The sequence below is a fragment of the Arthrobacter sp. FW305-BF8 genome (assembly GCF_021789315.1).
Classification (GTDB): Bacteria; Actinomycetota; Actinomycetes; order Actinomycetales; family Micrococcaceae; genus Arthrobacter.
Window position 1 is genome coordinate 1,465,774 of record NZ_CP084561.1, and the last position, 26,334, is coordinate 1,492,107.

Annotated in this window: 22 protein-coding genes; 7 read left to right on the plus strand and 15 right to left on the minus strand. The window is 66.7% G+C overall.

What is annotated here, in order from left to right; all coding sequences use genetic code 11:
• Positions 1 to 165: 165 nt before the first annotated feature.
• Entirely contained in the window at positions 166 to 1,320 is a 1,155-nt protein-coding gene (locus tag LFT45_RS06545) for a hypothetical protein (RefSeq protein ID WP_236807595.1), read from the minus strand.
• A 131-nt stretch (positions 1,321 to 1,451) separates the two neighbouring features.
• On the opposite strand from LFT45_RS06545, the gene LFT45_RS06550 reads away from it, so the two are divergent.
• Complete coding sequence (locus tag LFT45_RS06550; protein ID WP_236807596.1) at positions 1,452 to 1,634, plus strand: hypothetical protein; 183 nt, start codon at positions 1,452 to 1,454, stop codon at positions 1,632 to 1,634.
• Between the two features lie 52 nt (positions 1,635 to 1,686).
• Positions 1,687 to 2,478, plus strand: a complete 792-nt coding sequence (locus LFT45_RS06555) for a ZIP family metal transporter (protein WP_236807597.1) — start codon at positions 1,687 to 1,689, stop codon at positions 2,476 to 2,478.
• A 185-nt stretch (positions 2,479 to 2,663) separates the two neighbouring features.
• On the opposite strand, the gene LFT45_RS06560 is transcribed toward LFT45_RS06555, so the two are convergent.
• The gene (locus LFT45_RS06560; RefSeq protein ID WP_440155806.1) at positions 2,664 to 3,125 is read right to left on the minus strand and encodes a DUF4383 domain-containing protein; all 462 of its coding nucleotides are present in this window, start codon (positions 3,123 to 3,125) and stop codon (positions 2,664 to 2,666) included.
• Positions 3,126 to 3,297: 172 nt separating this feature from the next.
• Here LFT45_RS06560 and LFT45_RS06565 point away from each other — a divergent pair, with 172 nt between their 5' ends.
• Entirely contained in the window at positions 3,298 to 4,617 is a 1,320-nt protein-coding gene (locus LFT45_RS06565; protein ID WP_236807599.1) for a cell division protein PerM, read from the plus strand.
• Positions 4,618 to 4,646: 29 nt separating this feature from the next.
• On the opposite strand, the gene LFT45_RS06570 is transcribed toward LFT45_RS06565, so the two are convergent.
• Positions 4,647 to 5,090, minus strand: a complete 444-nt coding sequence (locus tag LFT45_RS06570) for a hypothetical protein (RefSeq protein WP_236807600.1) — start codon at positions 5,088 to 5,090, stop codon at positions 4,647 to 4,649.
• Positions 5,091 to 5,129: 39 nt separating this feature from the next.
• Here LFT45_RS06570 and purN point away from each other — a divergent pair, with 39 nt between their 5' ends.
• On the plus strand, positions 5,130 to 5,714 hold the full coding sequence (purN, locus tag LFT45_RS06575; protein WP_236807601.1) for a phosphoribosylglycinamide formyltransferase: 585 nt from the start codon (positions 5,130 to 5,132) through the stop codon (positions 5,712 to 5,714).
• Between the two features lie 72 nt (positions 5,715 to 5,786).
• Here the strand turns inward: purN and LFT45_RS06580 are convergent, their stop codons facing one another.
• A complete protein-coding gene (locus LFT45_RS06580; protein ID WP_236807602.1) occupies positions 5,787 to 7,139 on the minus strand; it encodes an MFS transporter in 1,353 nt (450 codons plus the stop codon).
• A gap of 204 nt (positions 7,140 to 7,343) precedes the next feature.
• Here LFT45_RS06580 and purH point away from each other — a divergent pair, with 204 nt between their 5' ends.
• A complete protein-coding gene (purH, locus tag LFT45_RS06585; protein ID WP_236807603.1) occupies positions 7,344 to 9,014 on the plus strand; it encodes a bifunctional phosphoribosylaminoimidazolecarboxamide formyltransferase/IMP cyclohydrolase in 1,671 nt (556 codons plus the stop codon).
• A 99-nt stretch (positions 9,015 to 9,113) separates the two neighbouring features.
• On the opposite strand, the gene LFT45_RS06590 is transcribed toward purH, so the two are convergent.
• Together LFT45_RS06590 and LFT45_RS06595 are read right to left on the minus strand one after the other, a co-directional pair.
• Positions 9,114 to 9,284 carry a hypothetical protein gene (locus LFT45_RS06590; RefSeq protein ID WP_236807604.1) on the minus strand — a complete coding sequence of 57 codons (171 nt, stop codon included), beginning with the start codon at positions 9,282 to 9,284 and terminating at the stop codon, positions 9,114 to 9,116.
• Entirely contained in the window at positions 9,268 to 10,269 is a 1,002-nt protein-coding gene (locus LFT45_RS06595) for a trypsin-like serine peptidase (RefSeq protein WP_236807605.1), read from the minus strand. Before LFT45_RS06595 ends, LFT45_RS06590 begins: the two co-directional genes overlap by 17 nt.
• A 373-nt stretch (positions 10,270 to 10,642) precedes the next feature.
• On the opposite strand from LFT45_RS06595, the gene LFT45_RS06600 reads away from it, so the two are divergent.
• Entirely contained in the window at positions 10,643 to 12,862 is a 2,220-nt protein-coding gene (locus LFT45_RS06600; protein WP_236807606.1) for an NADP-dependent isocitrate dehydrogenase, read from the plus strand.
• Positions 12,863 to 12,980: 118 nt separating this feature from the next.
• Here LFT45_RS06600 and LFT45_RS06605 read toward each other — a convergent pair whose 3' ends face one another.
• Positions 12,981 to 13,877, minus strand: a complete 897-nt coding sequence (locus LFT45_RS06605) for an SRPBCC family protein (protein ID WP_236807607.1) — start codon at positions 13,875 to 13,877, stop codon at positions 12,981 to 12,983.
• Positions 13,878 to 14,149: 272 nt separating this feature from the next.
• Here LFT45_RS06605 and LFT45_RS06610 point away from each other — a divergent pair, with 272 nt between their 5' ends.
• Entirely contained in the window at positions 14,150 to 16,366 is a 2,217-nt protein-coding gene (locus LFT45_RS06610) for a catalase (protein WP_236807608.1), read from the plus strand.
• Positions 16,367 to 16,441: 75 nt separating this feature from the next.
• Here LFT45_RS06610 and LFT45_RS06615 read toward each other — a convergent pair whose 3' ends face one another.
• The 8 genes from LFT45_RS06615 to LFT45_RS06650 form a co-directional block, all read right to left on the minus strand.
• Positions 16,442 to 16,987 carry a mucin-associated surface protein gene (locus LFT45_RS06615; protein WP_236807609.1) on the minus strand — a complete coding sequence of 182 codons (546 nt, stop codon included), beginning with the start codon at positions 16,985 to 16,987 and terminating at the stop codon, positions 16,442 to 16,444.
• On the minus strand, positions 16,984 to 18,192 hold the full coding sequence (locus tag LFT45_RS06620; protein WP_236807610.1) for a serine/threonine-protein kinase: 1,209 nt from the start codon (positions 18,190 to 18,192) through the stop codon (positions 16,984 to 16,986). The genes LFT45_RS06615 and LFT45_RS06620 overlap by 4 nt, the downstream gene beginning before the upstream one ends.
• Positions 18,193 to 18,407: 215 nt before the next feature.
• Entirely contained in the window at positions 18,408 to 20,060 is a 1,653-nt protein-coding gene (locus tag LFT45_RS06625) for a beta strand repeat-containing protein (protein WP_236807611.1), read from the minus strand.
• A gap of 141 nt (positions 20,061 to 20,201) precedes the next feature.
• A complete protein-coding gene (locus LFT45_RS06630; protein WP_236807612.1) occupies positions 20,202 to 21,389 on the minus strand; it encodes a hypothetical protein in 1,188 nt (395 codons plus the stop codon).
• A 123-nt stretch (positions 21,390 to 21,512) separates the two neighbouring features.
• Positions 21,513 to 22,583: a Gfo/Idh/MocA family protein gene (locus LFT45_RS06635; protein ID WP_236807613.1), complete on the minus strand. Its 1,071-nt coding sequence runs from the start codon at positions 22,581 to 22,583 to the stop codon at positions 21,513 to 21,515.
• Between the two features lie 193 nt (positions 22,584 to 22,776).
• Positions 22,777 to 23,484, minus strand: coding sequence for an ABC transporter ATP-binding protein (locus LFT45_RS06640; RefSeq protein WP_236807614.1), 708 nt, complete (start codon positions 23,482 to 23,484; stop codon positions 22,777 to 22,779).
• A 2-nt stretch (positions 23,485 to 23,486) separates the two neighbouring features.
• Positions 23,487 to 24,968, minus strand: a complete 1,482-nt coding sequence (locus tag LFT45_RS06645) for an ABC transporter permease (RefSeq protein WP_236807615.1) — start codon at positions 24,966 to 24,968, stop codon at positions 23,487 to 23,489.
• Positions 24,969 to 25,216: 248 nt separating this feature from the next.
• Positions 25,217 to 26,317, minus strand: a complete 1,101-nt coding sequence (locus LFT45_RS06650; protein ID WP_102970605.1) for a substrate-binding domain-containing protein — start codon at positions 26,315 to 26,317, stop codon at positions 25,217 to 25,219.
• Positions 26,318 to 26,334: the final 17 nt, after the last annotated feature.

Below are 26,334 nucleotides of genomic sequence, written 5' to 3' on the forward strand. Positions count from 1 at the left end.
CCGATCCGGCCGCTAGCGGGTCCGAACTGCGGACGGGACGGGCGGGGGGCAGCAGACAGCGGGGCGTGCGTAGACATGACATGTTCTCCTGACTGAACAGATGGTCCTTGCGCAGGGTTGCGCAGGTGGTCTTTTCTGCCCTGGATGCGGGCAGAGCTGACCTGTTCAGTCGGGGGAAGACCCCGGATCGACGGCTGGACTTGAGGGAAAGTGCTGGGCAGCATCAAACACGCGGACGCCGGCAAACAGGGGCGTCCGGTTCCAATCTCCCGCCACTTCGGCGGCCTGGGCGCCAGAGCCTTCGGAGCCCGTGGAGGAGTTCCCCGGCGTTCCCTCGCTTACGGCAAACGATTGAAGATAGCCGTGGCCGGGCCGTGCGCCGAGGTGCAGTCTGTCGGCAGCGGGCTTGGCGCCGGCCAGTTCGCGTACCTGCGGCGTAGTCATCTGAAGCTCGGCCAGCGAGAGGCCCGTGCCAGCGAGCGGCAGACCGGCGACGGTAGCGGGCAGGGCCTGGACTGCTGTTTCCACCGATGTTGCCGGCCCTGCATTGTCCCCTGCCCTCAGAGCGGTGGTCTTCGGCCCGACTGCCGATGGCGAAGCTGCCTGTGGCGGCGCGGCAAGATCTGGCGCGTTCCCTCCGGAATGGGGAACCGGCGTGGTCGGCGTGACTCCCGGTACCGGGGCCACGGGTAGCTGCGGCGCCGGCAGTGAGGGAACTGGCACTGAAGGAACCGGCACTGAGGGAACTGGCACTGAGGGAACTGGCACTGAGGGAACCGGCAGCGAAGGGACCTGCACTGACGGGACTGTCACCGGAGGGAGCGGCAGCGAAGGAATGCCGGGCAAGGCAGGCGTTGCAGGCAGCCGTGGCACGGACGAAATGAAGTCTTCAGCGGCCGTTATCAGGCTGTCCGCCTTGCCGAGCACGGGGGCCGTCGCGCTGGTTACTGAGGTGACCGTCGTCGATGCCCCGTTGACCGCGGCGCGCGCAGTGTCCGCTACGGTGCCGACGACACTCGATACGGGCTTGGTGACTGCAGCCGGGAGGCGGGGTGCCGCCGGCAGAGAAGGAACCACCGGCACTAGCTTGCGGGCCGGGGCAATCTGGGAGACGGGGGAAGCCAGCGGAGCAGACACTGCCGACTGCGCAATGGAAGCGACGGGAGCTGTGGCGAGGGAAGCGGGTCCCAACGAGTCGCTGTCCCCGGAGGCCGCGCCGGCGGATGCCGCGCCCCAGATGATCCAGGCCAAGGCGAGGAGAACGGGCAGCAGGAGGGCACGCGCGACCGCAGCCTTGTGAAGGCGCAAGCTGTTGCCCATTCGAATCACCCCCCAGCGCAATGGGAGACCAGAATATGCCCGCCGGCCGGTTCCGTCCAGAGGAAAAAGTATCTTTTGCACGAGCGGGAGTGCTGAGCCGCAATAAAATTGAAGCGGAAGGTGCATGCGGGATGTCTGGATCCATCGTCGTCGTCCTTGTGCTGCTGGCCGCAATTGCCGCAGTGGCCATTGCGGCAACAGTGCTGGCCGTGCTGCGCGACGGGCGCGGCGAAGTGCGAAGCGAACCGGCTGAGGAGCCGTGGACTGCCGGATACCTGCCCAGCGAGCCCTACGCCCGGATTCGCTTTAAATAGCCGTCACCGCTGGGTCGTTCCTGGCAAGTGACCCCGATCCTATACTGACGGTGTGGGAACCTCCCTGCTGTTCGGCGTGGTGGCTTCAAGTGCCCTTGTTATGGGTGCCCTTATTGGTGTCCGCTTTGAGCTGCCGAAACGGCTGCTGGCGATTTTGCTCTCGTTCGCCGCCGGCGCACTCATCACGGCCCTGACCTTCGAGCTGTTTGAGGACGCTTACCAGCGAGGCGGCATTGTGCGGGCAGGGCTCGGCCTGCTGGTTGGCGCAGTGGTTTTCACCGCCCTGAGCGCTCTGCTTGACCGGTGGGCGCAGCCGGGGTCCAAATCAGTGCCTGCGGGTGAATTCCGCGGCAGCGCGAAGTTGGACACCGATGCGGCCGCCGAAGAGAAGGCCCCCGCCTCCACATTCACCCGAGGTGCAGCGGGCATGGCCCTGCTGGCCGCCGTGACCCTGGATGGTGTGCCGGAGAATATCGCCCTGGGCGTCTCGCTGGGGGAGGGGACAGGGGGGTTGGCGCTCCTGGCCGCGATCTTCGTGTCCAATTTGCCGGAGGCGCTAGTGGGCGCCGCGTCCATGCGCAGCCAAGGCCGTACCGGTGGGGCGATCATGGCACTGTGGACCATCTGCGCCGTGCTGCTCGTGGCAGCCGTAGTCCTTGGTGCAGGCCCGCTGTCCGGGGCGGACCCGGAAACCATCTCGCTGCCCTTGGCCTTTGCAGCCGGCGCCGTTATTGCTTCCCTCGCGGACACCCTGATGCCGGAAGCCTTCGAACACGGCGGCCCAGCGGTGGCACTCAGCACAGCGGCCGGGTTTGTGCTCTCCTTCGTGCTGTCCCTTGCTTGACTCCAGGATGCCTGACGCCCCAAACCGGCATGACCCTCGGTTGTGAGGCATGCGTCCTGCCGGACACAAAGTTGGTGCAGCCGCCCACGACTCTGCGTGGCCGCCTGCACCAACCGGTAGTACGAATACTCAGATTAGATATCTACTCATTCGCGGCTCCTAGTTCCCGGCGTTCGCGGTCCGGGCTATCTCCTGTCCTCGACCGAATGCCGTGAAAACATCCAGCCGCAGGCAATCATCAGCACGCCAAGCACCATGTGCGTCCAGTTGTCCGGCGTATTCAGCGACAGGAAGTTGGCCGCCGAGTCTACTCCGACACTGAGCCCGTAAATGCTGAGGACGATGTACAGCGCACCGGCGCCCATGAGGAACCTGCGCGCGCCCATTTCGCTCCGGGACATGGCCCAGCCGGTTGCGCCGATAACCAGCTGCACGATGTTGAGCAGCATGGATACCTGGAACAAGCCGAGGAACATGGCGTGCGAATCAGGCCCAAGGAACATCAGTTCGCCATAACGTGCGGTGATGCCCGGGATGAACCCCAGCACACCGACCACCATCAAGACAATACCTACACCCATGCCAGCGTTCTGGACGTCAGTCCTGCCAAAGTGAACGCCGTGTGCATGTGGGGATGCGGTAGTCATTTCTGCCTCCAACCACTGAATGCGGACAAGCTAATTTTACGTCCGGCCTTCTGAAAAAGCGCTCACAGTTGAGCTTGCCCGTACTGGCGCCAGCGCAGCCCCGTCCGACTTCTCGCGCTGCCCCGCCTGTCGAAAACCGGCGGGCCGGGCCACGCATGGCACGATGGAGGCGATGAAACTGCGTGCTGACCAGACCGGAGACCGTGGCCTTCCCATGCCCCTGTGGCTGCAGGGCGGGCTCGAGTCCGCGCAGGCGGCGATGATTTCCGCACTGCTGGTCATCGCACCCATCGTTGCGGTGTGGGCCACCTCGGGTTTCGGAAGCAGCGGCCTCGATGCGTTGGCGCGGCTCGCCGGCCAGGCTTGGCTGGTCATCCACGGGGTGCCCCTCTACCTCACCGCGGTGGGCGAGGGCGCTGCCGCCAGGGCCGAGACCGGCACACTGTCGCTGCTTCCGCTGGGCCTGACCCTCATCCCGTTCCTGCTGGCCTGGCGGGCAGGCAGGCGCCTTGCCCGGGCGTCGTACACGGACCAGCTGTGGCAGGCGCTGCTTGGCTCGTGGCTGGTCTATGCGGGTTTTGGCATCGCCACCGGGTTCATCTGCCGGACCGAGGACGTTGAGGTCTTCCTGTGGTGGGCCGGGCTGCTGCCGCTGGTTCCGTTCGGCCTCGGCATGGTCATCGGCGCCCGGCGGGAGGCCGGTTCGTGGAGCCGCCTGATCGGCGTCGACGCCGTGGACTGGATCGCCCGCACCAGCCAGCATTCGCGGTGGGCGGGTTCGTATCTGGCTTCGGCCGCCAAGGCCGGCTTCGTGGCTGTTATCGCCGCGCTCGCCATTTCCTCGTCGCTGCTGGCCGTGGATCTTTTCATCCACTGGAACCTTGTGGTGGCGGTTTATGAAGGGCTCGACGCCGGGCCCGTCGGAGGCGCGGCCCTCACGATTGCGCAGCTCGGTTTCCTGCCGAACCTGGCAGTGTTCGCACTCGCGTGGCTGAGCGGCTCTGGTTTCGCGCTGGGAGCCGGCTCGCAGGTGGGTCCGCTGGGGACCGCCGTCGGACCGCTGCCCACCATCCCCGTTTTTGCTGCCATCCCTTCGGGCCCACTCGACTTCGGACCGGTGGCGCTGGTGGTTCCGGTGCTCGCCGGGGTCCTGGCCGGCTGGTGGTTCCTTCGCGAAGGGGAAAATCACTTCGACGAGTGGCTGTCCATCAAGCTGCACGTCCGCTGGCTGACCGCCGCGGCGTCCACGCTGTTCCTGGCCCTCATCGTCGGGGCTGCTGCCGGCGTTCTGGCAGCGGCCCTTGCCTGGCTTGCGCGCGGCTCGGCCGGCATCGGCCGCCTCACGGACATCGGTCCGGACCCACTGCAGACGGCAGTCTGGCTGGCGGCGGAAGTCGGCATCGGCGTCGTAATTGGGTACGCGGCGGGACCGTGGCTGGAACGCCGGCAACTGCGGGACGCCGAGCAGGGGACTGCACCCAACAGCAAATAGCCCGCCGGGCGGACCGGTGGCTCGCGGAGTTAGCGGACGGGCTGCTGAAGCGGTCCGGGCAATGAGTTCTCCAGCTGGACCCGGCACTCGGTGCTTGCCTTGCTGGTCAGCGCCTGACGGGAGCACTGCTGGAAGTCGCGGACCTGGTTGAAGAACAGTGCCGAGGTCAGGACCAGGAGCACCAGCACAGCCGAAACCACCAGGCCGGAGATCGTGCCGAACAGCACCAGTTTGGATTCCCTGAGGCGGATGGCCCGGATGAGCACGATGATCCCCAGCGCGATGCCCGCCGCCGTCAGAAGGGCCGTGAGCCAGAGGTAGGCGATGTCCAACTGAAACACGAAGAAGGCGCCCAGCACGGCCACAATGAACATGCGGAACAGCGTGTGCGTCTTCTGGAGCGAGGCCTTGGCGTCCTCGCTGAGCGGACGCGCGGTCCGCTGCGGCCCCTGGGGGCCCGGAGTGGGGTTCATGTTTTCCAGCCTACGCGAGCAGCCGCCTAAGCTTGAGCAATGCGCATAGTAGTCCTCGTCTCCGGAACCGGTTCCAACCTCCAGGCCGTCATCGACGCCGTTCAGGCCGGAGACCTGGATATTGAGATCGCCGCGGTGGGCGCGGACCGCGCGGGAACCTACGGCGTGGAGCGCTCTGTTGCTGCCGGGATCGAAACGTTCGTAGTGGATTTCAAGGCCTACACGGACCGCTCGGAGTGGAATGCTGCACTGACGGAAGCCGTGGCCGCGTACCAGCCGGACGTGGTGGTGTCGTCAGGCTTCATGCGGATCGTGAGCCCCGAGTTCATCGACGCCTTCGACGGAAAATACCTCAACACGCACCCCGCCCTGCTGCCGTCCTTCCCCGGCGCCCACGGTGTCCGCGACGCCATGGCCTACGGCGTGAAGGTCACCGGCTGTACCGTGCACTGGGCCGACGCCGGCGTGGACACCGGGCCCATCATCGCGCAGGAGGCGGTGGCCATCGAGGACTACGACACCGAGGACACCCTGCACGAGCGGATCAAGGTGGTGGAGCGCCGGCTCTTGGTCTCTACCCTCGCGTCCCTTGCGGCAAAGCACGCCGCCGCGCGCACCATCTAAGTAGCAGCAGAGGGCGTTCCCAAGGCTGGGAGCGCCCTCTGCTGCTACTCAGTTGGGCGGAAGGGGAGGCACCTACTCGAGGCGGCGCTGCCTGGTTTCGGGGGAGAAGAACGCCATCCACAGCACCGACAGGACCACTAGGCCGCCGGCGAGGGCAAACGATGTGGCCAGACCCAGCTGCGGCCAGAAGTAGTTCGCAAAAATGAGCGGGCCGAAGCCTGCGCCCAGCCGCGAGAACGTGGACGCCCAGCCGAAGCCGCTGCCGCGCAGCTCCGTGGGGTACAGCTCGGACACGTAGGCATAAAGCACCGGGATGGCCACCTGCACCACGAACCCGAACACCAGCAGCCAGAACACGGCAGCCGTGGGCACATCCACCACGAACGCCACCACCACCAGGACCAGCGCGGACAGCGGTCCGGTAACAGCCAGCAGCCACTTGCGGCCCACCCGTTCCACGAGCAGCGCTGCCGCAATCACGCCCAGGAGCCCGACGGCGGCCATCCCCGCCGTCGTCAGGAACGCCTTGTACTCGGCGAACCCGGCGCCGATCAGGATCCGCGGCATCCAGGTCAGGGACAGGTAGTAGACCAGCAGGATGCTCATGAACAGCGCCCAGGCGGCGGTGGTGATCTTCCAGTTGAACTGCCAGACCCCGCGCAGTTGCTGCCACGCGCTGCCGGCGGAAAACCGCGGGACGGCCTGCGGCTCGGGCAGGCTGTACGCCCGGGCCTCGGCGCCGGTGGCCTCGACCAGGCCGTCAATCACCCGGGCGGCTTCCTCGCGGCGTCCCTTGCGGATCAGGAACAGCGGCGACTCGGGAACGCTGCGCCGCACCCAGAACACCAGCAGGGCAGGCAGCACCATGACGAGCATGGTCAGGCGCCAGTCGGCAAAAGCGGCGACGAGCCAGGCGGACACGAAGCCGCAGAGCGCGGCACCCACGGGCCACCAGCCGTCCATCGCGGTGAGCACCCGGCCGCGCTGCCTGCGGGGCGTGAACTCGCCCACCAGCGCGTAGTCCACGGGAATGCAGCCGCCCAGGCCGAACCCGGCCATGAAGCGGAACACGCAGAACCAGAGGAAGTCAGGGGAGAAGGCGCCGAGGACCGTGAAGAGCGAGAAGATCAGCAGCGTGGCCGTGAAGGCCTTCCTGCGCCCGATGGTGTCGGCGATGGTGCCCCAGATGAAGGCACCCAGGGCCATCCCGATCAGGTTGGCCGTGCCGATCCAGCCGGCCTCGCCCGGGGTGAGACTCCAATGGGTGGACAGCAGCGGGATGAGAATGCCGTTCAGGGTGACGTCCCAGGCATCGAACATGAACCCCAGGCCGCCGATCACAAAGATCCGGCCCTGCACTTTCCAGCGCCACGGCAGTTCCTGGACTACCTGCTCGCCACTGGGCACAGCGGTGTAAATATTCATCTCGGCCTCCTGCTTAAACCTTACGTTGCGGAACGCCCCGAGGCGGCGGACCGGGAACGCCCGGAAGGACCGGACACCCACGCGGGGAGCGGCCCGGCCTTCACACTGCGTCCGCCAGCAGGAGGGGGTCCGCCGACACGATAAACTGGGCCGTATCCCCACCAACCGCGGCACATCCACCGCGAGATAAAGACGGAGACTTTTGTGAGCTTGACGCAGCTTGACCGTGTTCCCATCCGCCGGGCCCTGATCTCGGTATACGACAAGACCGGTCTGGAGGAGCTCGCCAAGGGCCTGCACGCAGCAGGCGTCAAAATTGTTTCCACTGGCTCGACCGCCAAGAAGATCGCCGCGGCCGGCATCCCGGTTCAGGAAGTCGAGGAAGTCACCGGGTCCCCCGAGATGCTCGACGGCCGGGTCAAGACCCTGCACCCGCGCGTCCACGGCGGCATCCTCGCCGACCGTCGCGTCCCCGCCCACATGGAGACCCTCGCCACGATGGAGATCGAGGCCTTCGACCTCGTCGTGGTGAACCTCTACCCGTTCGTGGAGACGGTCAGGTCCGGCGCCGCGCAGGACGACGTCGTGGAGCAGATCGACATCGGAGGCCCCGCCATGGTGCGCTCCGCAGCAAAGAACCACGCCGCCGTCACCATCGTGGTGGACCCGACGTTCTACGGCGACGTGGTCCGCGCCGCCGCCGAGGGCGGCTTCGACCTCAAGACCCGCCGCCGGCTCGCCGCGAAGGCGTTCGCGCACACCGCCACGTACGACACCGCTGTGGCCACCTGGACCGCCAGCCAGTTCCTGGACGAGGACGGCGACGGCGTCATCGACTGGCCCGCCTACGCCGGCCTCGCCCTGGAACGCTCCGAGGTGCTGCGCTACGGCGAGAACCCCCACCAGCAGGCCGCGCTCTACGTGGACAAGGCAGCCCCCGCGGGCATCGCCCAGGCTGACCAGATCCACGGCAAGGCCATGAGCTACAACAACTTCGTGGACGCCGATGCAGCACTGCGCGCCGCCTACGACTTCGCCGAGCCCGCCGTGGCCATCATCAAGCACGCCAACCCCTGCGGTGTGGCCGTGGCATCCGCCGGCGCCGTCGACCCGATCGCCGATGCCCATGCCAAGGCCCACGCCTGCGACCCCGTCTCCGCGTTCGGCGGTGTCATCGCGGCCAACCGCACGGTCACTGCCGGCATGGCCCAGACCGTGGCCGGCATCTTCACCGAGGTGGTCATCGCCCCCGGCTTCGAGCCCGAGGCCGTGGAGATCCTCTCCAAGAAAAAGAACATCCGCCTGCTGTCCCTCCCCGAGGGCTACGGCCGCTACCCGGCGGAAATCCGCCAGGTCTCCGGCGGCGTCCTGGTGCAGATCACCGATAAGGTGGACGCCGACGGCGACAACCCCGCCAACTGGACGCTTGCCGCCGGGGAAGCAGCCGACGACGCCACGCTGGCCGACCTCGCCTTCGCCTGGACCGCCTGCCGCGCCGCCAAGTCCAACGCGATCCTGCTCGCCTCCAACGGCGCCGCAGTGGGCATCGGCATGGGCCAGGTCAACCGCCTGGACTCCTGCAAGCTCGCCGTCGAGCGGGCCAACACGCTGGGCGTGCAGGTTGAGTCCAACGTGGACGGTGCCGGCGGCGCCTCCAACGCCGATGCGAGTGGGGCTCCCGCCCGTGCCCGCGGCGCGGTGGCTGCCTCCGACGCGTTCTTCCCGTTCGCCGACGGCCTGCAGATCCTGATCGACGCCGGCGTGCGGGCTGTGGTGCAGCCCGGCGGCTCGGTCCGTGACGAGGAAGTCATCGCCGCGGCCAACGCTGCGGGCATCACCATGTACTTCACCGGCGCCCGCCACTTCTTCCACTAACCTCGCTGCGCTCGGCCAGGGAACCCGGGCGGAGTGGGCTTAAAGCCCGACGGCGGCTGCCCCCTTAAGGGGACGGCCGCCGTCGGGTATTAACTTGCTTTAGCTTTCTTCCGTTTCCTCCTGAGCCGGCAGCCGGATGTCCCTGGGGACGGCTTCGGCCATGCGTTCCGGTGTCCAGTAGGCCAGGATCTCCTCGGGCGCCTGGCTGATGCTGTGGCTTACCTCAGCGTCGTCAGTGCTGCCCGCGTCGTCCTCATTTGCTCTGTGCATTGTCATAGACCTTCATGATGGTCGAGCCCCAGAACGGCCCGAACATCGTGGTGGAACGCGTTCCATACCCGTAGCTGTTGATCGAGTTCTGGAAGCCGTCGGCCCCACTTTCAGCGTCTTCGTTGCCCTGGGCAAACCAGGGGCCCCCCGAGGAGCCGCCCGTCATGTCGCAGGGAATGCCCTGGGAGTTGAACTGGGGGTTGATCGTGTCATCCTTGGCCGTGCCTGTGCAGCTGATCAGGGTCTTGCCGGTGAACGGGGCCGCGGCCGGGTAGCCGTAGGACTTGTATGTCAGCCCCCGGGGCTGGTTGAACTCCACACCGGAAGCACCCACGCTGTCGGCGAGGCTCTCGCCCGACACCCGGGCCACCACGGCGAAGCCGGTGTCGTACCGGATATCGCCGCCGGAGGTCCAGTTCCGTGGCGCGTGCAACGACCGGGCGGGCCATTGACCATACGGGGCCAAGCCATTGTCGTAGCCGGGAACAAACACCCAGTTGGTGGCGAAGGCGCCCGGTCCCTCATTAACGCAGTGGCCGGCGGTGGCCACGAGGCTCTTGTTCTGGGCGGCGACTGAGTTGCCGGAGCAGACGTAGTTGATGCCGGCGAGGGTGAAGAAGACCTTGCCGATGTGGGGCACCGGTTCTTCGTCTTCGTGCAGGGCTGTGGTTACCGTGGTCTGCGCGGCCGTACCGGCGATTCTCCTGGGCGCTCCCGTTGCAACGGCAGCCGAAGGCGAGGAGCCTTTATTTTCGTGCCTTGCCACGGCCTTGACGGCCAGCACATCGCCGGGAAGGGCGGCGCGCATGCGCTCGGGCGTCCAGTAGCCCTGCGGGCTGGACACGGGGGTGCTGGCAACCTGCAGCTGGGTTGCATCCTGCGACGTTGCAGAAGAGGCTGCAGCGCCGCCGATGGCGCTCACTACCAGCAGCAAGCCCGTGGAGAGGCTCACGAGGCTGCCAGCCAGAGTCTTTTTGCTCGTCATTTGCGGTCCTACCTATCAGGTGGGGCGGGCCCGGGAGGCACGCCGGGTGACTGATTGACCTACCCGGGGATGACAAGCTCGGTTAGTACGATTCAAGTTTTCTTGCCAGGTAGGGGTGGTACTGATCTGCCCCTGCCGCAAGGGGTTCCAACTCAGTTCAGCCGCCGAAGCGGTATTCCTTTATGAGAGAAAGATTAGAGCCCCACCGCGCCGGGGACAATGGATAGTGTGGCGAAAGACACAGGAACGGGGGTAATTCAAGGGCATCCGGCCCTCCGGTTGAGGTTCAACCGGTTCACCTCGGGTAAGTTAAAGGTTGGTGAAATAGACCGGAATACCAGATACAAGCCGACCTTCAGGGAGACGCCCGAGCATGGCCAAAATTATCTATACCCACACCGACGAAGCGCCAATGCTGGCAACCTATTCGTTCCTGCCGATCATTGAGGCGTTCGCGTCCACGGCAGGTGTGCAGGTGGAGACCCGCGACATTTCGCTGGCCGGCCGCATCATCGCCGTCTTCGGCGATTACCTCACTGCAGAGCAGCAGATCGGCGACGCCCTGGCTGAACTTGGTGAACTGGCGAAGAAGCCGGAAGCCAACATCATCAAGCTGCCCAACATCAGCGCTTCCGTGCCGCAGCTGAAGGCCGCCATTGCCGAGCTTCAGTCCCAGGGCTACAAGCTGCCGGATTACCCGGACAACCCGACGTCCGACGAAGAGACCGCCATCCGGTCCCGCTACGACAAGATCAAGGGCTCCGCCGTGAACCCGGTCCTGCGTGAAGGCAACTCGGACCGCCGCGCACCGCTGTCGGTCAAGAACTACGCCCGCCAGAACCCGCACTCCATGGGTGCCTGGACCCCGGAGTCCAAGACCAACGTGGCACACATGGACGCCAACGACTTCCGCGCCAACGAGAAGTCCGTGGTGGTCCCCGCCGACGGCACCATCGAAATCCAGCTGGTCCGCGAGGACGGCACGGTCAAGGTCCTGAAGAAGGCCTTCCCGGTCCTTGCCGGCGAGGTCATCGACGGCACCGTGATGCGCGCCGCCGCCCTGGACGAATTCCTGGCAGCACAGGTAGCCCGCGCCAAGGAAGAGGGCGTGCTCTTCTCCGCACACCTGAAGGCCACCATGATGAAGGTCTCCGACCCGATCATCTTCGGCCACGTGGTCAAGGCTTACTTCTCCGAGCTGTTCGACACCTACGGCAAGCAGCTCGCCGCGGCCGGGCTCAGCCCCAACAACGGCCTTGCTTCCATCCTCAGCGGACTGGACGAGCTGCCCGAGGACGTCCGTGAAGGTGTCCAGGCCGCCATCAAGAAGGGCCTCGAAGAAGGCCCCGCGATCGCCATGGTCGACTCTGACAAGGGCATCACCAACCTGCACGTCCCCAGCGACGTTATCGTGGACGCCTCCATGCCCGCCATGATCCGCAGCTCCGGCCACATGTGGGGCCCGGACGGTCAGGAAGCCGACACCCTGGCTGTCCTCCCGGATAGCTCCTACGCCGGCATCTACCAGGTTGTCCTCGACGACTGCCGTGCCAACGGCGCCTTCGACCCCACCACCATGGGCACTGTCCCGAACGTCGGCCTCATGGCCCAGGCAGCAGAAGAGTATGGCAGCCACGACAAGACCTTCGAGGCCCAGGTCCCCGGCAAGATCCAGGTGGTCGACGGCGCCGGCACTGTCCTGATCGAACACGAAGTTGCCCCGGGCGACATCTGGCGTGCCTGCCAGACCAAGGACCTGCCCATCCGCGATTGGGTGAAGCTGGCCGTAAACCGCGCCCGCGCGTCCCAGACCCCGGCTGTCTTCTGGCTCGACGAGACCCGTGCGCACGACGCCAAGCTCATCGAGAAGGTCCGCGAATACCTGCAGGAGCACGACACCGAGGGCCTGCAGATCGAGATCCTGTCCCCGGTGAAGGCCACCGCTTTCACCCTCGAGCGCATCCGCAAGGGCGAGGACACCATCTCCGTCACCGGCAACGTGCTCCGCGACTACCTCACGGACCTCTTCCCGATCCTGGAGTTGGGCACCAGCGCCAAGATGCTGTCCATCGTTCCGCTGATCAACGGCGGCGGGCTCTTCGAGACCGGTGCCGGCGGCTCCGCTCCGAAGCACGTCCAGCAGCTGCTGAAGGAGAACCACCTGCGCTGGGACAGCCTGGGTGAATTCCTGGCCCTGGCCGTCAGCTTCGAACACCTGGCCAACACCACGGACAACGCCCGCGCGCAGGTCCTGGCCGACACCCTGGACCGCGCCACCGGCACGTTCCTGCTCGAGAACAAGTCCCCGAGTCGCAAGGCCGGCGAGATCGACAACCGGGGCAGCCACTACTACCTGGCGCAGTACTGGGCACAGGAGCTCGCCAAGCAGACCGAGGACGCCGAGCTGGCAGCCTCCTTCGCATCGGTTGCCGACGCGCTGACCTCCAACGAGGAGGCCATCGTTTCCGAACTCCTGGGCGCACAGGGCCAGCCGGTGGACATCGGCGGTTACTACCGCCCGGACGCCGAGAAGGCCGCGGCCGTCATGCGGCCGTCCGCGACGCTCAACAAGATCGTTGCCAGCCTGAGCTGAGTCTGTGGCCTTGGCTGAGTCTCCAAGCTGAACAGTGGAAGCGCCCCGCCACTCATTTGGGTGGCGGGGCGCTTCTTTGTTGCCGGGGTTGCCGGGGCTGCCGGCGGGGGAGTGTGACCTACCGGTCGGGAATGTCGTCGCGGCGCGTGTCCGTGTGCCGGGTTTCATTCCGCGGCTCGCCGGTTTCCTCGTCACCGTACGGTGCGTCGACCGCCATGTCAGGGTCGGTGCTAACGGGCCGCTCCGTTGCCGAGGCGTCGTAGGCGTCGCCTGATTCGTAGCTGCGGCCCGGGACCGCGTCCATGCCGGCACCCTCGGAGTAGCCGGTGCTGGCACCCGGGTCGCCGTTGCCGCCTGCCGCTGTGGCACCCCACGTTCCTGTCTCCCTGTCTGCTCCGACGGCTCCCGCTCCGACGCCGGCTCCCGTCGCTCCCGCTGCTCCGGCTCCTACACCGGCTCCCGCCGCCGTCGTACCCGGCGCTCCTGTTCCGACGCCGCCGGTTCCGGTTCCGGTTCCGGCTCCCGCGCCGGCCGCCGTCGAACCCGCATCACCTTCTACCTCGCCACCGCTGACGCTTTCACGCCAGGCGCCGGTTTCCGTGTCGCGTTCCTCGATGAACTTCTTGAACTTCCTCAGGTCCGAGGCGACCTGCCGGGAATCGAGTCCGGTGGCTGCACCGAGCTTCTCCATCGCCGATTCGGGCTCCCACGTCAGCTCGACGTTCACCTTGGTTTCGTTGGCGCCCAGGGACTCGAACCATACAGTGCCGGCGTTGCGGGGCTCGTTGAGGCTCTCCCACGTGACGCGCTGGTCTGGCTCCTGGACGGTGATCTGGGCGTCGTACTCGCGCTTCACACCGGCGATGCTGGTTTCGAAATGAACGGTGGTGTCGTCGAGCTGGCGGACGGCGTCGACGCCGCTCATAAAGTTGGGGAAATCCTCAAACTGGGTCCATTGGTTATAGGCCTGGCGTACGGGGACATCGACGGTGATCGATTCCTGGACAGTTGCCATGCGTGGTTCACTCCTTCGGCGTACGGGCGGCTGGCCCGTGGTTCTGATTGCCCTTGTTCGGATGGAACACCTCCAACGTAGCGGGAAGCAGTCGGCATTTGAAGAGCGAAAGTAAGGCTGCTGACTATGAAGCGCAGAAGAGCAAAATGACGGACCGCAGTTGTGGGAGGCTACTCGTTTTCATAGGGTGCTAAGCAGGCTTATCTTTCGGTCGGGTGCCCAGCGCCCAGGCCGAGCCCCGCTAGGCCACCGCTTCGGAAAGGATCGTCTCTGTGCCTGAAGAACCAGTTATCAACATCCCGGGAGCTCCGGCCGGCGAGCAACCCGCCGTCGTCGAACCCACCACCCCGCGGGAACCGCTGCCGCCCAAACCGGACCAGCAGGGGCCGGAAGCGGTGTCTCCGACCGGCAGCCCCACGGGTGCGCCGGAACACTCCCGTGCGCAGTCCGGCCAGTACCTGACCACCGCACAGGGGCTCCGGCTCACGGACACGGACCATTCGCTGAAAGCGGGGTCCCGGGGACCGATCCTGCTCCAGGACCACCACCTGCGGGAGAAGATCACCCACTTCGACCACGAGAGGATTCCCGAGCGCGTGGTGCACGCCCGGGGCGCCGGTGCCCACGGCGTCTTCCGTTCGTACGGCACCGCCGCCAACATCACCCGCGCAGGCTTCCTTGCCAAGGATGTGGAGACGCCGGTGTTCGTCAGGTTCTCTACAGTCCTGGGCTCGCGCGGGTCCGCCGACACCGTGCGCGACACTCGGGGTTTCTCCACCAAGTTCTACACCGACGAGGGAACCTACGACCTCGTGGGCAACAACATTCCCGTGTTCTTCATTCAGGACGGAATCAAGTTCCCGGACATCGTGCACGCCGCAAAGCCGCATCCGGACCGCGAGATCCCGCAGGCCCAGAGCGCCCATGACACCTTCTGGGACTTCGTGTCCCTGCACACCGAGGCGCAGGCGCACACCATGTGGAACATGTCCGACCGCGGGATTCCCCGTTCCTACCGGACCATGGAGGGCTTCGGCGTCCACACCTTCCGCCTGGTTGACGCCGCGGGCGCCACGACGCTCGTCAAGTTCCACTGGAAACCCAAGCAGGGCGTGCACTCCCTGGTCTGGGAGGAGGCCCAGATCATCAACGGCATGGATCCGGACTTCCACCGGCGGGACCTGGCCGATGCGATCGAGGCCGGCGCCTACCCGGAGTGGGAGCTGGGCATCCAGACCTTCCCCGACACCGAGGACCAGATGTTCGAGGGGATCGACCTGCTGGATCCAACAAAGTTTGTGCCCGAGGAGCTGGCTCCCGTCCAGCCGATCGGGCTGATGACGCTCAACGCCAACCCGGTCAACTACTTCGCGGAAACGGAGCAGGTGGCCTTCCACCCGGGGCACCTCGTTCCGGGCATCGACGTCACCAACGACCCGCTGCTGCAGGTCCGGCTGTTCTCCTACCTCGACACCCAGATTTCGCGGCTGGGCGGGCCGAACTTCGCGCAGATCCCCATCAACCGTCCGCAGGCTCCGGTGAACGACATGCTGCGCGACGGCATGCACCAGACCGCCGTCCACGCCGGAGTGGCGCCCTACCGGCCCAACTCCCTCGACGGCGGCTGCCCGTTCAAGGCCGGGGCTGACCTCGGGGCGTTCGTCGATGTCCCGGAAGCGGTGGCCGAGGCCATCAAGCAGCGGAAGAATCCGGCATCCTTCGACGACCACTACAGCCAGCCGCGGCTGTTCTTCCGGAGCCTCACGCCGGTGGAGCAGGACCACGTGATCCAGGCCTACACGTTCGAGCTCGGCAAGTGCTACGAGAAGCCGGTCCGTGAGCGCCAGCTGCTCGCACTGGCAAACATCGACGCCTCACTGTGCGCCGCCGTGGCCCGCGGGCTGGGCATGCCCGCCCCTGACGCCACCGAGGACGTGCCTGACGCCCAGCCCAGCCCTGCCGTATCCCAGCTGGGAAAGACCTGGCCGGTGGCCGGCCGCGTGGTGGGAATCGTGGCGGACGAGTCCAGTGATCTGGAGGCTGTCCGGGACGCCCGCAAGGCGCTCGACGCCGCGGGGATCGTGCCGCTGGTGATCGCACCGTCCGGCGGGACGCTCGGGGGAGAGGCCGACGGCGGGATCCCGGTTCAGCGGACCTACCTCACCGCCCGCTCCACCGAGTTCGACGCGGTCATCGTGGCAGGATCGGCGGCACCGGCGGACGACGCCGAACAGGGGCTGGACGCGAAGGCCGGCGAGCCCGGCGCCTCGCTTGATCCCCGCGTCGTGCTGCTGCTGTCGGAGGCGTTCCGCCACGCCAAGGCCATCGGGGCCTGGGGATCCGGCTCCGCAGGGGTGGATGCGGCCAGCATCCCGGATGACGCGGCCGGCGTGGTGCTCGGCGATGATGCCGGGCAGGTGGTTCCGCAGATCCAGGAGCTGCTGGCTGCCCACAGGGTGTGGGAGCGTTTCCCGGCAGCTGCTTCCTGACTGGGGTAAGAAGCTTCCTGATCGGCGGAGAAGCTTCCTGATCGAGTAAGAACAAGGGCTGGTCCCCGGCGGGGACTAGTCCTTGTTCTTGCCCCGCCCCTTGTCCTTGTTCCCCCCCGAGCTGCCCTTGCCTGAGTTGTCCTGCCGTCCGCTGTTCGCAGGAGCCGGGACCATGACCGCTGGTGCGGGAGCCGGGAGCACGACCGCCGGTGCGGTCGTCAGCGAGGGTTTCGGGGCTGCGGTGGGCTTCGCGGCCGCAGCCGCCTTCGCAGCAGCATCCGTAGCGCCCTTCTTGGCTGCCTGCACTGCCGTGATGAGGTCGGCCCGGACGGAGTTGATCGCGGCCGTTATGCTCCGGTGGCGTTTGAAGGAGACCTGCCCGGCAGCCGCCGCAGCATCCAGCTCAGAGGTCAGCCGGTCCAGGGACTTCAGTGCGGCGGCGGGGTTGCTACCTGCCGCGGACTTGGTGACCTCCAGGACCTGCTGCTGCAACTTTGCCGCCGCGTTTGTCTCGAGTTCCGGGGCGGCACCGGCGCAGCCGGCCAGCCCGGCTGCCAACATGCACCCGGTGAGGACGGTGATCGCCCGGCGCCACACGGCCGGTACCCGGCTCGGGCTCATGGTTCAACGCTCCGTTGCAGCTCCACGAGATGGTCACCCAAGGTGCCGCTCACGCTGGGGTAGGGAACGACGTCGGGCATCTCAGCTGAGTTGGCGGCCACGGTCACGGCAGCTGCGCCGCCCAGCAGGGCTGCCGCCGCAAGGGCCGAGCCAATCCGAAAGCGCCGGCTCCGGGGTTTCGTGCCGGCCGAGCGGCTGTTGCGGCCGGGAGCAGCTGACTTGGCCTGTGTCTTGGCTGTCGTTCTGGCAGTGGGTTCCGTTTGAGCAGCCCCGACCGGAAGAATCGACGGCGGCCGCGACGGGAGTTCGGGGAGAACGCGGGTGTGCTCCTCGGTCAGGTCTCCGGGAGCGGACTCCGGTGAAACGAGGGCGTGCCGGAGAGCCACTTCCAAGTCCGCGGCGGAGGGCCGCTCCAGCGGTTCGAGGGCGGTCATGGCCGCCAGCAGGTGCTGCCATTGTGCGGGCAGTTCGGCAGGGATTTCAGGGGCACGATGCAGCCGGGCAACTGCCGATTCCACCGCGCTGCCCGGATACTCAACAGTGCCCTTGATGCATTCAAGCAGCACGAGGCCGAGCGAATAGATGTCCGACGCGGGCGAAAGGGGGGAGCCCGTCGCCTGCTCAGGGCTCAGGTACGCTGCCGTGCCCACCATGGTGCCGGTGGCCGTGAGACGGGTCCCGTCTACGATCCGGGCAATACCAAAGTCCGTCAGTTTCGGCCGCACCGGCTCGCCGGGACGAACCTGGACCAGGAGAATGTTGGCGGGTTTGATGTCGCGGTGGATGATGCCCAGCCCGTGAACATAGGCGAGGGCGTCGGCGACTCCGGCGCCAATCACGGACAGTTCGTCGAGCGGAACGCGGCTGTGCCGGATGCGGCTGCGCAGGTCCTCCCCATCCACGAGTTCCATGGTGAGAAAGGGCCTCGGCTGGTCCGGGACGCGGGTATCCACGCCGGCGTCGAAGAGCGTGACAAGGCTGGGATGGTTCAGTGTCGCCAGAAGCCGGATCTCGGCTTCCTGCCGCTTGAGTTCATCGGCATCTGCGGCCTGGGGGGCGAAGAGCTTCAGGGCCACGTCCCGGCCCAGGTTCTGGTCCCTGGCCGCATAGACCGACGACATGCCGCCGCGTCCGATCACCCCACCCAGCAGGTAGCGCCCGCCCAATACATCCGTTGCCACCCCGCTGGGCGATTGTTCTGACACGTTGCCGTCCTTATTAGCTCTGGCTCGGTGTTAAGGATAATACGTGTACTTAGTATTTTGCGGCCCGTGGCTGTCAGGGTGGGGGAGCGGCCCGTCCAGAGGCTCGGGCGGGGCACGGCATCGCCGGCGGCCCGGCATCTGAAAGTCTCGAGGACTCCCGTGACGCGGACCGCCGACGAAGGTCGGCTATCCCTGTTCGGACAGGTTCCGGACTGTTAGGCCTTCTTCCTGCGGATCACCAGCAGCGCACCGATGGCGAGCAGGACCAGGGCGAGAGGCAGCAGCCCAGCGTCGGCTCCGGTGTTGGCAAGCGTCTGCTGTTTGGTGGCCATGTTTCCGTTGGCCATGATTGCCGTGCTCTCCGACGCGTTGACGCCTGTGGTCACCGAGCCGGCGGGCAGGATAGCGGCGCCCGTCGTGGTGGACACTGTGCCGGCGCCCGTTGCGGCTCCACCGGCTGTGTCGGTTACGGATCCGTTTCCGTCGGTGCCGGTAGTGCCGGTGCCGGTGGTGCCGGTGCCGTCAGTGCCGGTTCCGTCGGTGCCCGTTGCGGTGCCGTCAGTGCCGGTGCCGGCTCCATCGGTTCCCGTTGCGGTTCCGTCAGTTCCCGTTCCATCGGTACCAGTTCCGGTTCCATCGGTTCCCGTTCCATCGCCCGGATCGGTTCCGTTGCCGGTTCCGGCATCCGGATCAGTGGCAGGGGGCGTGGTCACAGTTCCTGCGCCAAGGCCGATGCCCAGATCGACACCCAGGTCCACGGATGCATCATTTCCCGAGCCCAGCCCGAGGTCGACGGCGCCCTCAGCACCAGTTCCCAAGGAATCCGTGTTGCCGAGGTTGATGTCGACGACGGCGGCCAGGTCGGGGAGGGTGGTTCCGGTGCCGCTGTTGTTGCCGAGGTTGACGTCGACCAGGGCGGTGGCGTCGGCGGCGGGAACAACGGCGTCCGTTCCCGACACGGTGGTGTTGCCGAGGTTCACGTCGACCAGGGCGGTGGCGTCGGCGGCGGGAACGACGGCGTCCGTTCCCGACAGTGCGGCATTGCCGAGGTTCACGTCGACCAGGGCGGTGGCGTCGGCGGCGGGAACGACGGCGTCCGTTCCCGACAGTGCGGCATTGCCGAGGTTCACGTCGACCAGGGCGGTGGCGTCGGCGGCGGGAACAACGGCGTCCGTTCCCGACAGTGCGGCATTGCCGAGGTTCACGTCGACCAGGGCGGTGGCGTCGGCGGCGGGAACAGCGGTGCCCGTTCCGGGTGCCGCGTTGCCGAGGTTGACGTCGACCGCGGCTGCTACGTCAGCGGCGGGAACAGCGGTGCCCGTTCCGGGTGCCGCGTTGCCGAGGTTGACGTCGACCGCGGCTGCTACGTCAGCGGCAGGAACAGCGGTGCCCGTTCCGGGTGCCGCGTTGCCGAGGTTGACGTCGACCGCGGCTACTACGTCAGCGGCAGGAACAGCGGTGTCCGTTCCTGTCACTGCGGTATTACCGAGGTTGACGTCTGCGGCAGCTGCCACAGTGGCTGCGGGAGCAGTCGGGGCGGCATCCGCCGTCGTGTTGCCGAGGCTAATGTCTACAACCGCGGTGGCGTCAGCCACCGGAGCAACCGTCCCCGTTCCGGTGCCACCGAGATTGACGTCGACCAGGGCGGTGGCGGCCGGTGCCACGGCGGCAGTGCTGCCGTTCGGGGTACCGGTGTTGAGATCGAGGTCGGCATTGACGCTGACCGCGGAAGAATTCGACGGCGCTGGGCCACCCAGCAGACCCAGCGACGTCGAAGCATTGAGGTCCGCCGAGGCGGTTTCAGACGCGATATTGACCGCGCCTGTGGCAGTGGTATCCGCGCTCGCCGCGGTTGCGCCGAGAGCCAATAGCCCTCCGGCAAAAAGGGTGCCTAATAGGCCCCTGCGAACTGTCTGGTGCATTGTAATGTCTCCTGAAAAGTTGTTGTCAGGTGCTCAGGGCAACCTGATTGGCCGTGTGTCTGCCGCAGGGAGGCAGAAGGGGCCCAACTAGTCAGGAGAGGAGCCGGGGCTGATGGCCACCGGCGAAGGAACATGCTGAAGGGGGCCGCTGACAGGGACAAAGCCCATGAGCGGCAGGTATTCAAAGGGGCTGTTCAGCCAGGCGGCCGAAGCGGAAGGGCCGCCGGATGACGTGCCGCTTCCCGAGCCTGAGGCCGGAGCCGGAAGCAGCGCGTCCGGTGAGGGGGTGCGGCCTTCACCGGATGGCGAGTTTCCGCCGGCAGGAACCTTCGGAGCCGCCCCCGGGTCTGCGGCCTTCGGCGCAAGCGTGTGGCTGAAATGAGCCGGTGATCCGACGGCCGGATGGACAGGCAGCGCGGACACCAGAGAAGGCCCGGCGGCGAGGCCAAGCGGGGCCTCTGCACTTTCGGGAATTGGCCTGATTTCGGCGAGCTCAACTCCGGGGAGCCGCTCTGGAACCGCTACAAGGCCCGTCACGACGTCCGTGACAGGTGCCGTCAGAGGGGGCGCCTGAGTGAGCACGTCAGTGACCGTCTCGACGGGCAGCTCGACAGGGAGGGCATCAGTCACCGGGCTCACGGCGTCGGTTACTGGTTTCACGACCTCGGCTACTGGTTTAACTGCCTCGGCCACCGGTTTCGCGATAGTTTCGGCCGCGTCCGTGAGCGCCCCATCAGCAACGGAGGCTACGGGGCCGGTGACTCCAGCCAGGGTGTCATCAGGAAGTGTCTCGCCCAGAGGCAGTCCGCCGAGAGCGGCGTCAACGGGCTCCACAATGGATGCCACAACCGGCGCAACGACGGCGGCGGGTGGCGCTGGCGTGGAAGGAACGGGAGTCACAGGTGGAGGAGCAACCGCCGGAGGCTGTTCGGCCGGCGCCGGCGTAACCGTAGCGGGCAAGGATGCCGGGAGGGCTGCCGGGTCGGCGGCCGGAAGCGGCAGGGGAACTACGGCCGGCGCGGGCTGAGCAGCGGTGCCGGCTTCACGCGCTGTCGCGGAGACCAGCGCGCCAACGGTTCCAGCCACGCTGTCCGTACTGCCTTCGACGGACGAGACCGTCGAGGAAATGCTGCCGCCAAGCGAATCAGTGAGGTGTGAATTGTCGGCGTCGGCGGCCGGGGCGGATACCGCCAGCCAGGCCGCTGCAGCCGCGCCAGCCAAAAGCACCGGGCGCAAAGGGCGCAGCGTAGACCACGACAAAGCCGCAATGGTCATGCTTAACACCCCCAGGTCCATCGAGTGAATCGACGATCGACTACAGCCTAAGCCTGCTCCAAAGTGAGAGTCCAGACCCGGGAGAATAATTCTTTCGATTTGATGAAGGGCCGCAAGGGCTCCTCAGTGGGCATCGTTCGGATACGCGACACCTAGCTGGGCGCGCACGCCATCGAACAGCCGCATCGTATTAAGGGAGTCCTCCAGCGGCATGACCGGGCTCTCGGTGAGACCTTGCTGGACGCACCGCGTCACTTCACGAAGCTCGTACGTGTAGCCCCGGCCCATCACCTCGAAGTGTTCCGCTCGCGGCGGCTCCTGCCCGATCCCCACCACCAGTTTTTTGGGGTTATTGATGGAGCCGAGTGTCTGCAGGTACCCCAGGCTGCCTGCTACCGTTGCGGCGCGGGGGCCATGGGCCAGCAGGGACGAGGTGAGCTGTGCCTGGGCGCCGTGGTGGTAACCCAGCGTGAGCGCATTCTGGGCGTCCACGCCGTCGTCGTTCAAAGTGCCCATGGCACTGACCGTCTGCGGGAAACCCAGGGTGCCGAGGGCCCACAGCAGCGGGTAGACGGTGAGGTCCAGGAGGGCGCCGCCGCCGTCCTGGACGGCCCAGAGCCGGGCGGTGGGAGAGTAAGGCGCCGGGAAGCCGAGGTCCGCCGTGACCCACTGGACGGTTCCGAGTTCGCCGGAATGCGCGATCTCGAAGGCCCTCTGCATGCTGGGCAGGAAGCGGCTCCACACGGCCTCCATCAGGAACAGCTTCTTCTCGCGGGCCACCTCGATCAGCTCGGCCGCCTCACGGGCGTTGATGGTGAAGGCCTTTTCGCAGAGCACATGCTTGCCCGCCCGCAGCGCAGCGAGCACCACCCGGTGGTGCTGGGCGTGCGGGGTGGCCACGTACACCACATCCACAGTGTCGTCGGCGAGGAGCCGCTCGTAGCCGTGCTGTCCGCCGTCGTCCCCGTACCCCACGGCAAAACCGAATTCGGCTGCAAAAGCGTCCGCGGTGTGCTGGGTGCGGGAGCTGACGGCGTAGAGTTCCGCGTCCTCCAGCAGCGCCAGGTCCTGCGACACCAGGGAAGCGATCCGACCCGTGGCAATGACACCCCAGCGCAGCCGGCGGCCTGTGGCGGCAAGGGGATCCTGGTTGGACTGGCTGAAGAGCCACGGCTTGGCGATCGGCGAGGTCATGACGCCATCCTCTCACCCGAGTGCGGGAGCGTTGGGTCAAACCCCGCGAAAAGTGAGGAAGGATCGCGTCAAAACCTGCGAAAGGTGAGGAAGGATCGGGGGGAAACGTGCGAAAGGTGAGGGAGGGTTTTCGGCCCGCCCCCACCATTCCGTTCGTCTGCGACGCTCCAGCTACGCCGCCGCCGCTGCCTGCCTAGACTGCCGCCGGCTCAGCAGCGCGGCCGCGGACGGGCTCCTCCGTCAGCCTGCCCTGCTGCAGCCGGAACCGGCGGTCCGTCTTGTTGGCGAGCGTGCGGTCGTGCGTGACCACCAGGATGGTGGTGTTGTGGTCGCGGCTGAGGGAGCTGAGCAGTTCGATGATGTGCTCGCCGGTCTGCTCATCGAGGTTGCCCGTGGGCTCGTCGGCGAGGATCAGCTTGGGTTCGTTGGCGAGGGCCCGGGCAACCGCCACCCGCTGCTGCTCGCCGCCGGAGAGCCGGTTGATCCGCCGGCCCTGCTTGTCCGGGTCGAGCTGCACCTGCTCCAGCAGCGCCCGTGCCCGCTCTGCCCGGACGGACTTCCGCACCCCGGCGAACTCCATGGGCAGCATGACGTTGTCCAGCGCGGACAGGTTGGGGACAAGGTTGAACTGCTGGAACACGAACCCGATGTCGCGGCGCCGGTATTCAGTCAGCTTGCCGTCCGGCATGCCTGCCAGGCTCACGCCGTTGACGACGACGTCTCCGCTGGTGGGCTTGTCCAAGGCACCCAGGAGGGACAGGAGAGTGCTCTTGCCGCTGCCGCTCTTGCCCACGATGGACGCCAGCGTGCCCTGCGCCAGTTCGAAGCTGACACCGTTGACCGGTTTGATGGTGCGATCGCCGGACTTGAACGTGCGGACCAGATCCTTGACTTCAATCATGGCTATTCTCCTCGGAGGACTTCGATGGGGCGGATGCGGGCGGTGAGCAGGGCGGGAACCAGCGCGCCGATGATGGCGACGCCGAACACTGCCGCGATGCCGGCGGCAAGGATGCCGGGGGAGACGCTGGCGGTGACGGAGGTCAGCAGCTGGGAGGCGCCGCCGAACGGGCCGCCCTGGCCGCCGGGAACCCCTGCGCCGGGGAATCCGCCGGCCGCCCCGGCGAACCCGCCGCCGCGCTGGCCGGAGGGGGCCGCCGTCGCGCTGGTGCTGGAGCTGACCAGTGCGGAGGCGATGCCGCCGCTGGCGAAGGAGGCGACGACGGCGCCCACCACGCTGCCGAGGGCCACCAGAACCAGGGCCTCGAGCACGAACTGCAGGCCAACGGTGCGGTTCGGTGCGCCGATGGCCTTGAGGACACCGATTTCGCGGCGGCGCTCGCGGACCAGCATGACCATGATCAGCAGGATGATCAGCCCCGCGGTACCGAGTGCGGCGATGAACGCCACCATGGAGATGTTCTTGACGCTGTCCAGGGATGTGACGGCGGTTTCGAGGTTGCGCTGGCCCTGGGTGACGTCGGCCTTGTCGGTGCCCAGCGCGTCCTGCAGTGCGGTCTTGGCGGTGTCCACGTTCTCCATGCTGTTGACCGTGACGATCATCGTGGACAGCTCGCCGGGCAGCTCGGCCAGGGTCTGGGCTGTGGGGAGCGTGACGTAGAGGGCGTTGTTGCCGAATGTGGTGCCGGCGTCGAACAGGCCGGCGACGGTGAAGGTCTTGCTGTTGATGGTGAAGGTGGAGCCCACCTTGAGGTTGTTCTTTTCGGCAAGGGTGGCGCCGAGGAGCGCCTTGGTGGACTCGGCCGTGTAGTTGCCCAGGCCGGTGCCCGAGGTCAGTTCCAGCGCCTTGCCGGTGCTGTCCACCTCTGCGCCGGTTCCGGTCGCGGTGATGGGAAGGGACCGCGCCGGCTGGGTAGTTGCGGTGCTGCCGCCGGTCCCTGTAGTCCCGGTGGTGCCTGTGGTTCCGGTGCTGTCCTGGTTGCGCGCGCCGAGCGTTCCGGCGTCGACTGCGGCGGTGAGGCTGGTGGTCAGCGTGGTGGTGGCCTGGCCGCCGGGGCCGCCCTGCCCGCCGCCCGGACCGGCCTGGGTGCCGGCTGCCGCCTGCGCGGCGGCTTCGGTCGCGTTGCGCAGCCGCAGTGCCTTGGTTCCGACGACCGCGGTCACGTTCGGGACGTCGGCCGCGGTCGCAGCTTGCTCGGCGGTGAGCGGCTCGCCGCCGCCTTCGAAGCCCTGGCCGCCGGCCGGGTTCACCGTCAGCACGGTCCCCACCGAAGCGTTCAGCTCCTGGACTTTGGCGCCGACGGCCTGGTTGGCCACGAGCATGGCCAAAGCCAGGCCGATGGCGACCGCCAACACGGCCACAACCGCGGCCGTTCGGACCTTGTTTCTAAACGCATTGCCTACACTTCGGGCGAGGACGCTCACTGCACTCCTTGGGATCACATGCCGGGGGATTGGCCGGCTTCGGATCCCACACTGGTGCCCGCTGCTGTGCGCGAAACGGGCCGAACCTATGTTTGCGCTGTGAAGCCGGGAGCGCGAAAGTGAGGGAGCCTCGGGTCAAAGGTTGCAGGAAGTGATCGAGCTTCACGTGGCAGCGCAAGAGCCCCGGCCCTCCTTTGTGAACTGGTCACTTGCGGGGGAGCCGGGGCTCTGTGGCGTCTGTGTCGGTGTTACTTGGTGATCGGGCCGAGTACCGGATCGTCCACGTAGGCCGTCTTGACGTTTTCCTTGGTTACGATGACCGGCTCCAGCAGGTAGGCCGGAACGGTCTTGACCTTGTTGTTGTAGGACTTGTCGTCGTTGATCTCAGGCTTCTTGCCGGCCTGGATGTCCTTGACCATGACGATCGCGTGCTCAACGAGCTTGCGGGTGTCCTTGTTGATGGTGGAGTACTGCTCGCCGGCCATGATGGATTTGACCGATTCAACCTCGGAGTCCTGGCCGGTGATGACTGGCGTCGGCTTGCCGGCACCCTTGACCGCGGTCAGGACAGCACGGGCCAGGGTGTCGTTCGGGGACAGGACGCCGTCCAGCGAAGCGCTGCCGTAGCTGCCGGTCAGGAGCGTGTCTGCACGGCGCTGGGCGTTTTCTGCCTTCCAGCCCTGGGTCACAGCCTGTCCGAAGGACTTCTGTCCGGAGACCACCTTGAGCGTGCCGTCGTCGATCTTCGGCTGCAGGACGCTCATGGCGCCGTCGAAGAAGACCTTGGCGTTGGCATCGTCAGGGGAACCGGCGAAGAGCTCGATGTTGTACGGGCCCTGCGGCTTCTTGGCCTGCATGCCTTCCAGCAGTGCCTTGCCCTGCAGTTCGCCGACCTTGAAGTTGTCGTAGGCCACGTAGTAGTCCACGTTCTCGGTGTTCAGCAGCAGCCGGTCGTAGGCGATGATGGTGGCGCCGGCGTCCTTGGCCTGCTTCAGCTGGGTACCCAGCTGCGCGCCGTCGATCGCGCCGACGACGATGACCTTGGCGCCCTTGGTGATCATGGCGCTGATCTGGTTCTGCTGCTCCGAAACGCCGCCGTTGGCAAACTGGACGTCCGCTTTGAAGCCCGCCTCCTTGAGGCCGTCGTTGAACAGCTTCTCCGCCAGGACCCAGTTTTCACTGGTCTTCTGGGGAAGTGCGACGCCGATCGAGGAATCCTTGGGGAATGCCTCGCCGCCCGCAGTGCCAGCGCCCGTTGTGCCGGTGTCGGAACGGCCGCAGGCTGTCAGCGCCAGTGCCGCAATGGCAGCGACTGCTGCCGCCTTTCCTGCTTTACCAATCATTCGCATTTGTTCGGTTCACTTTC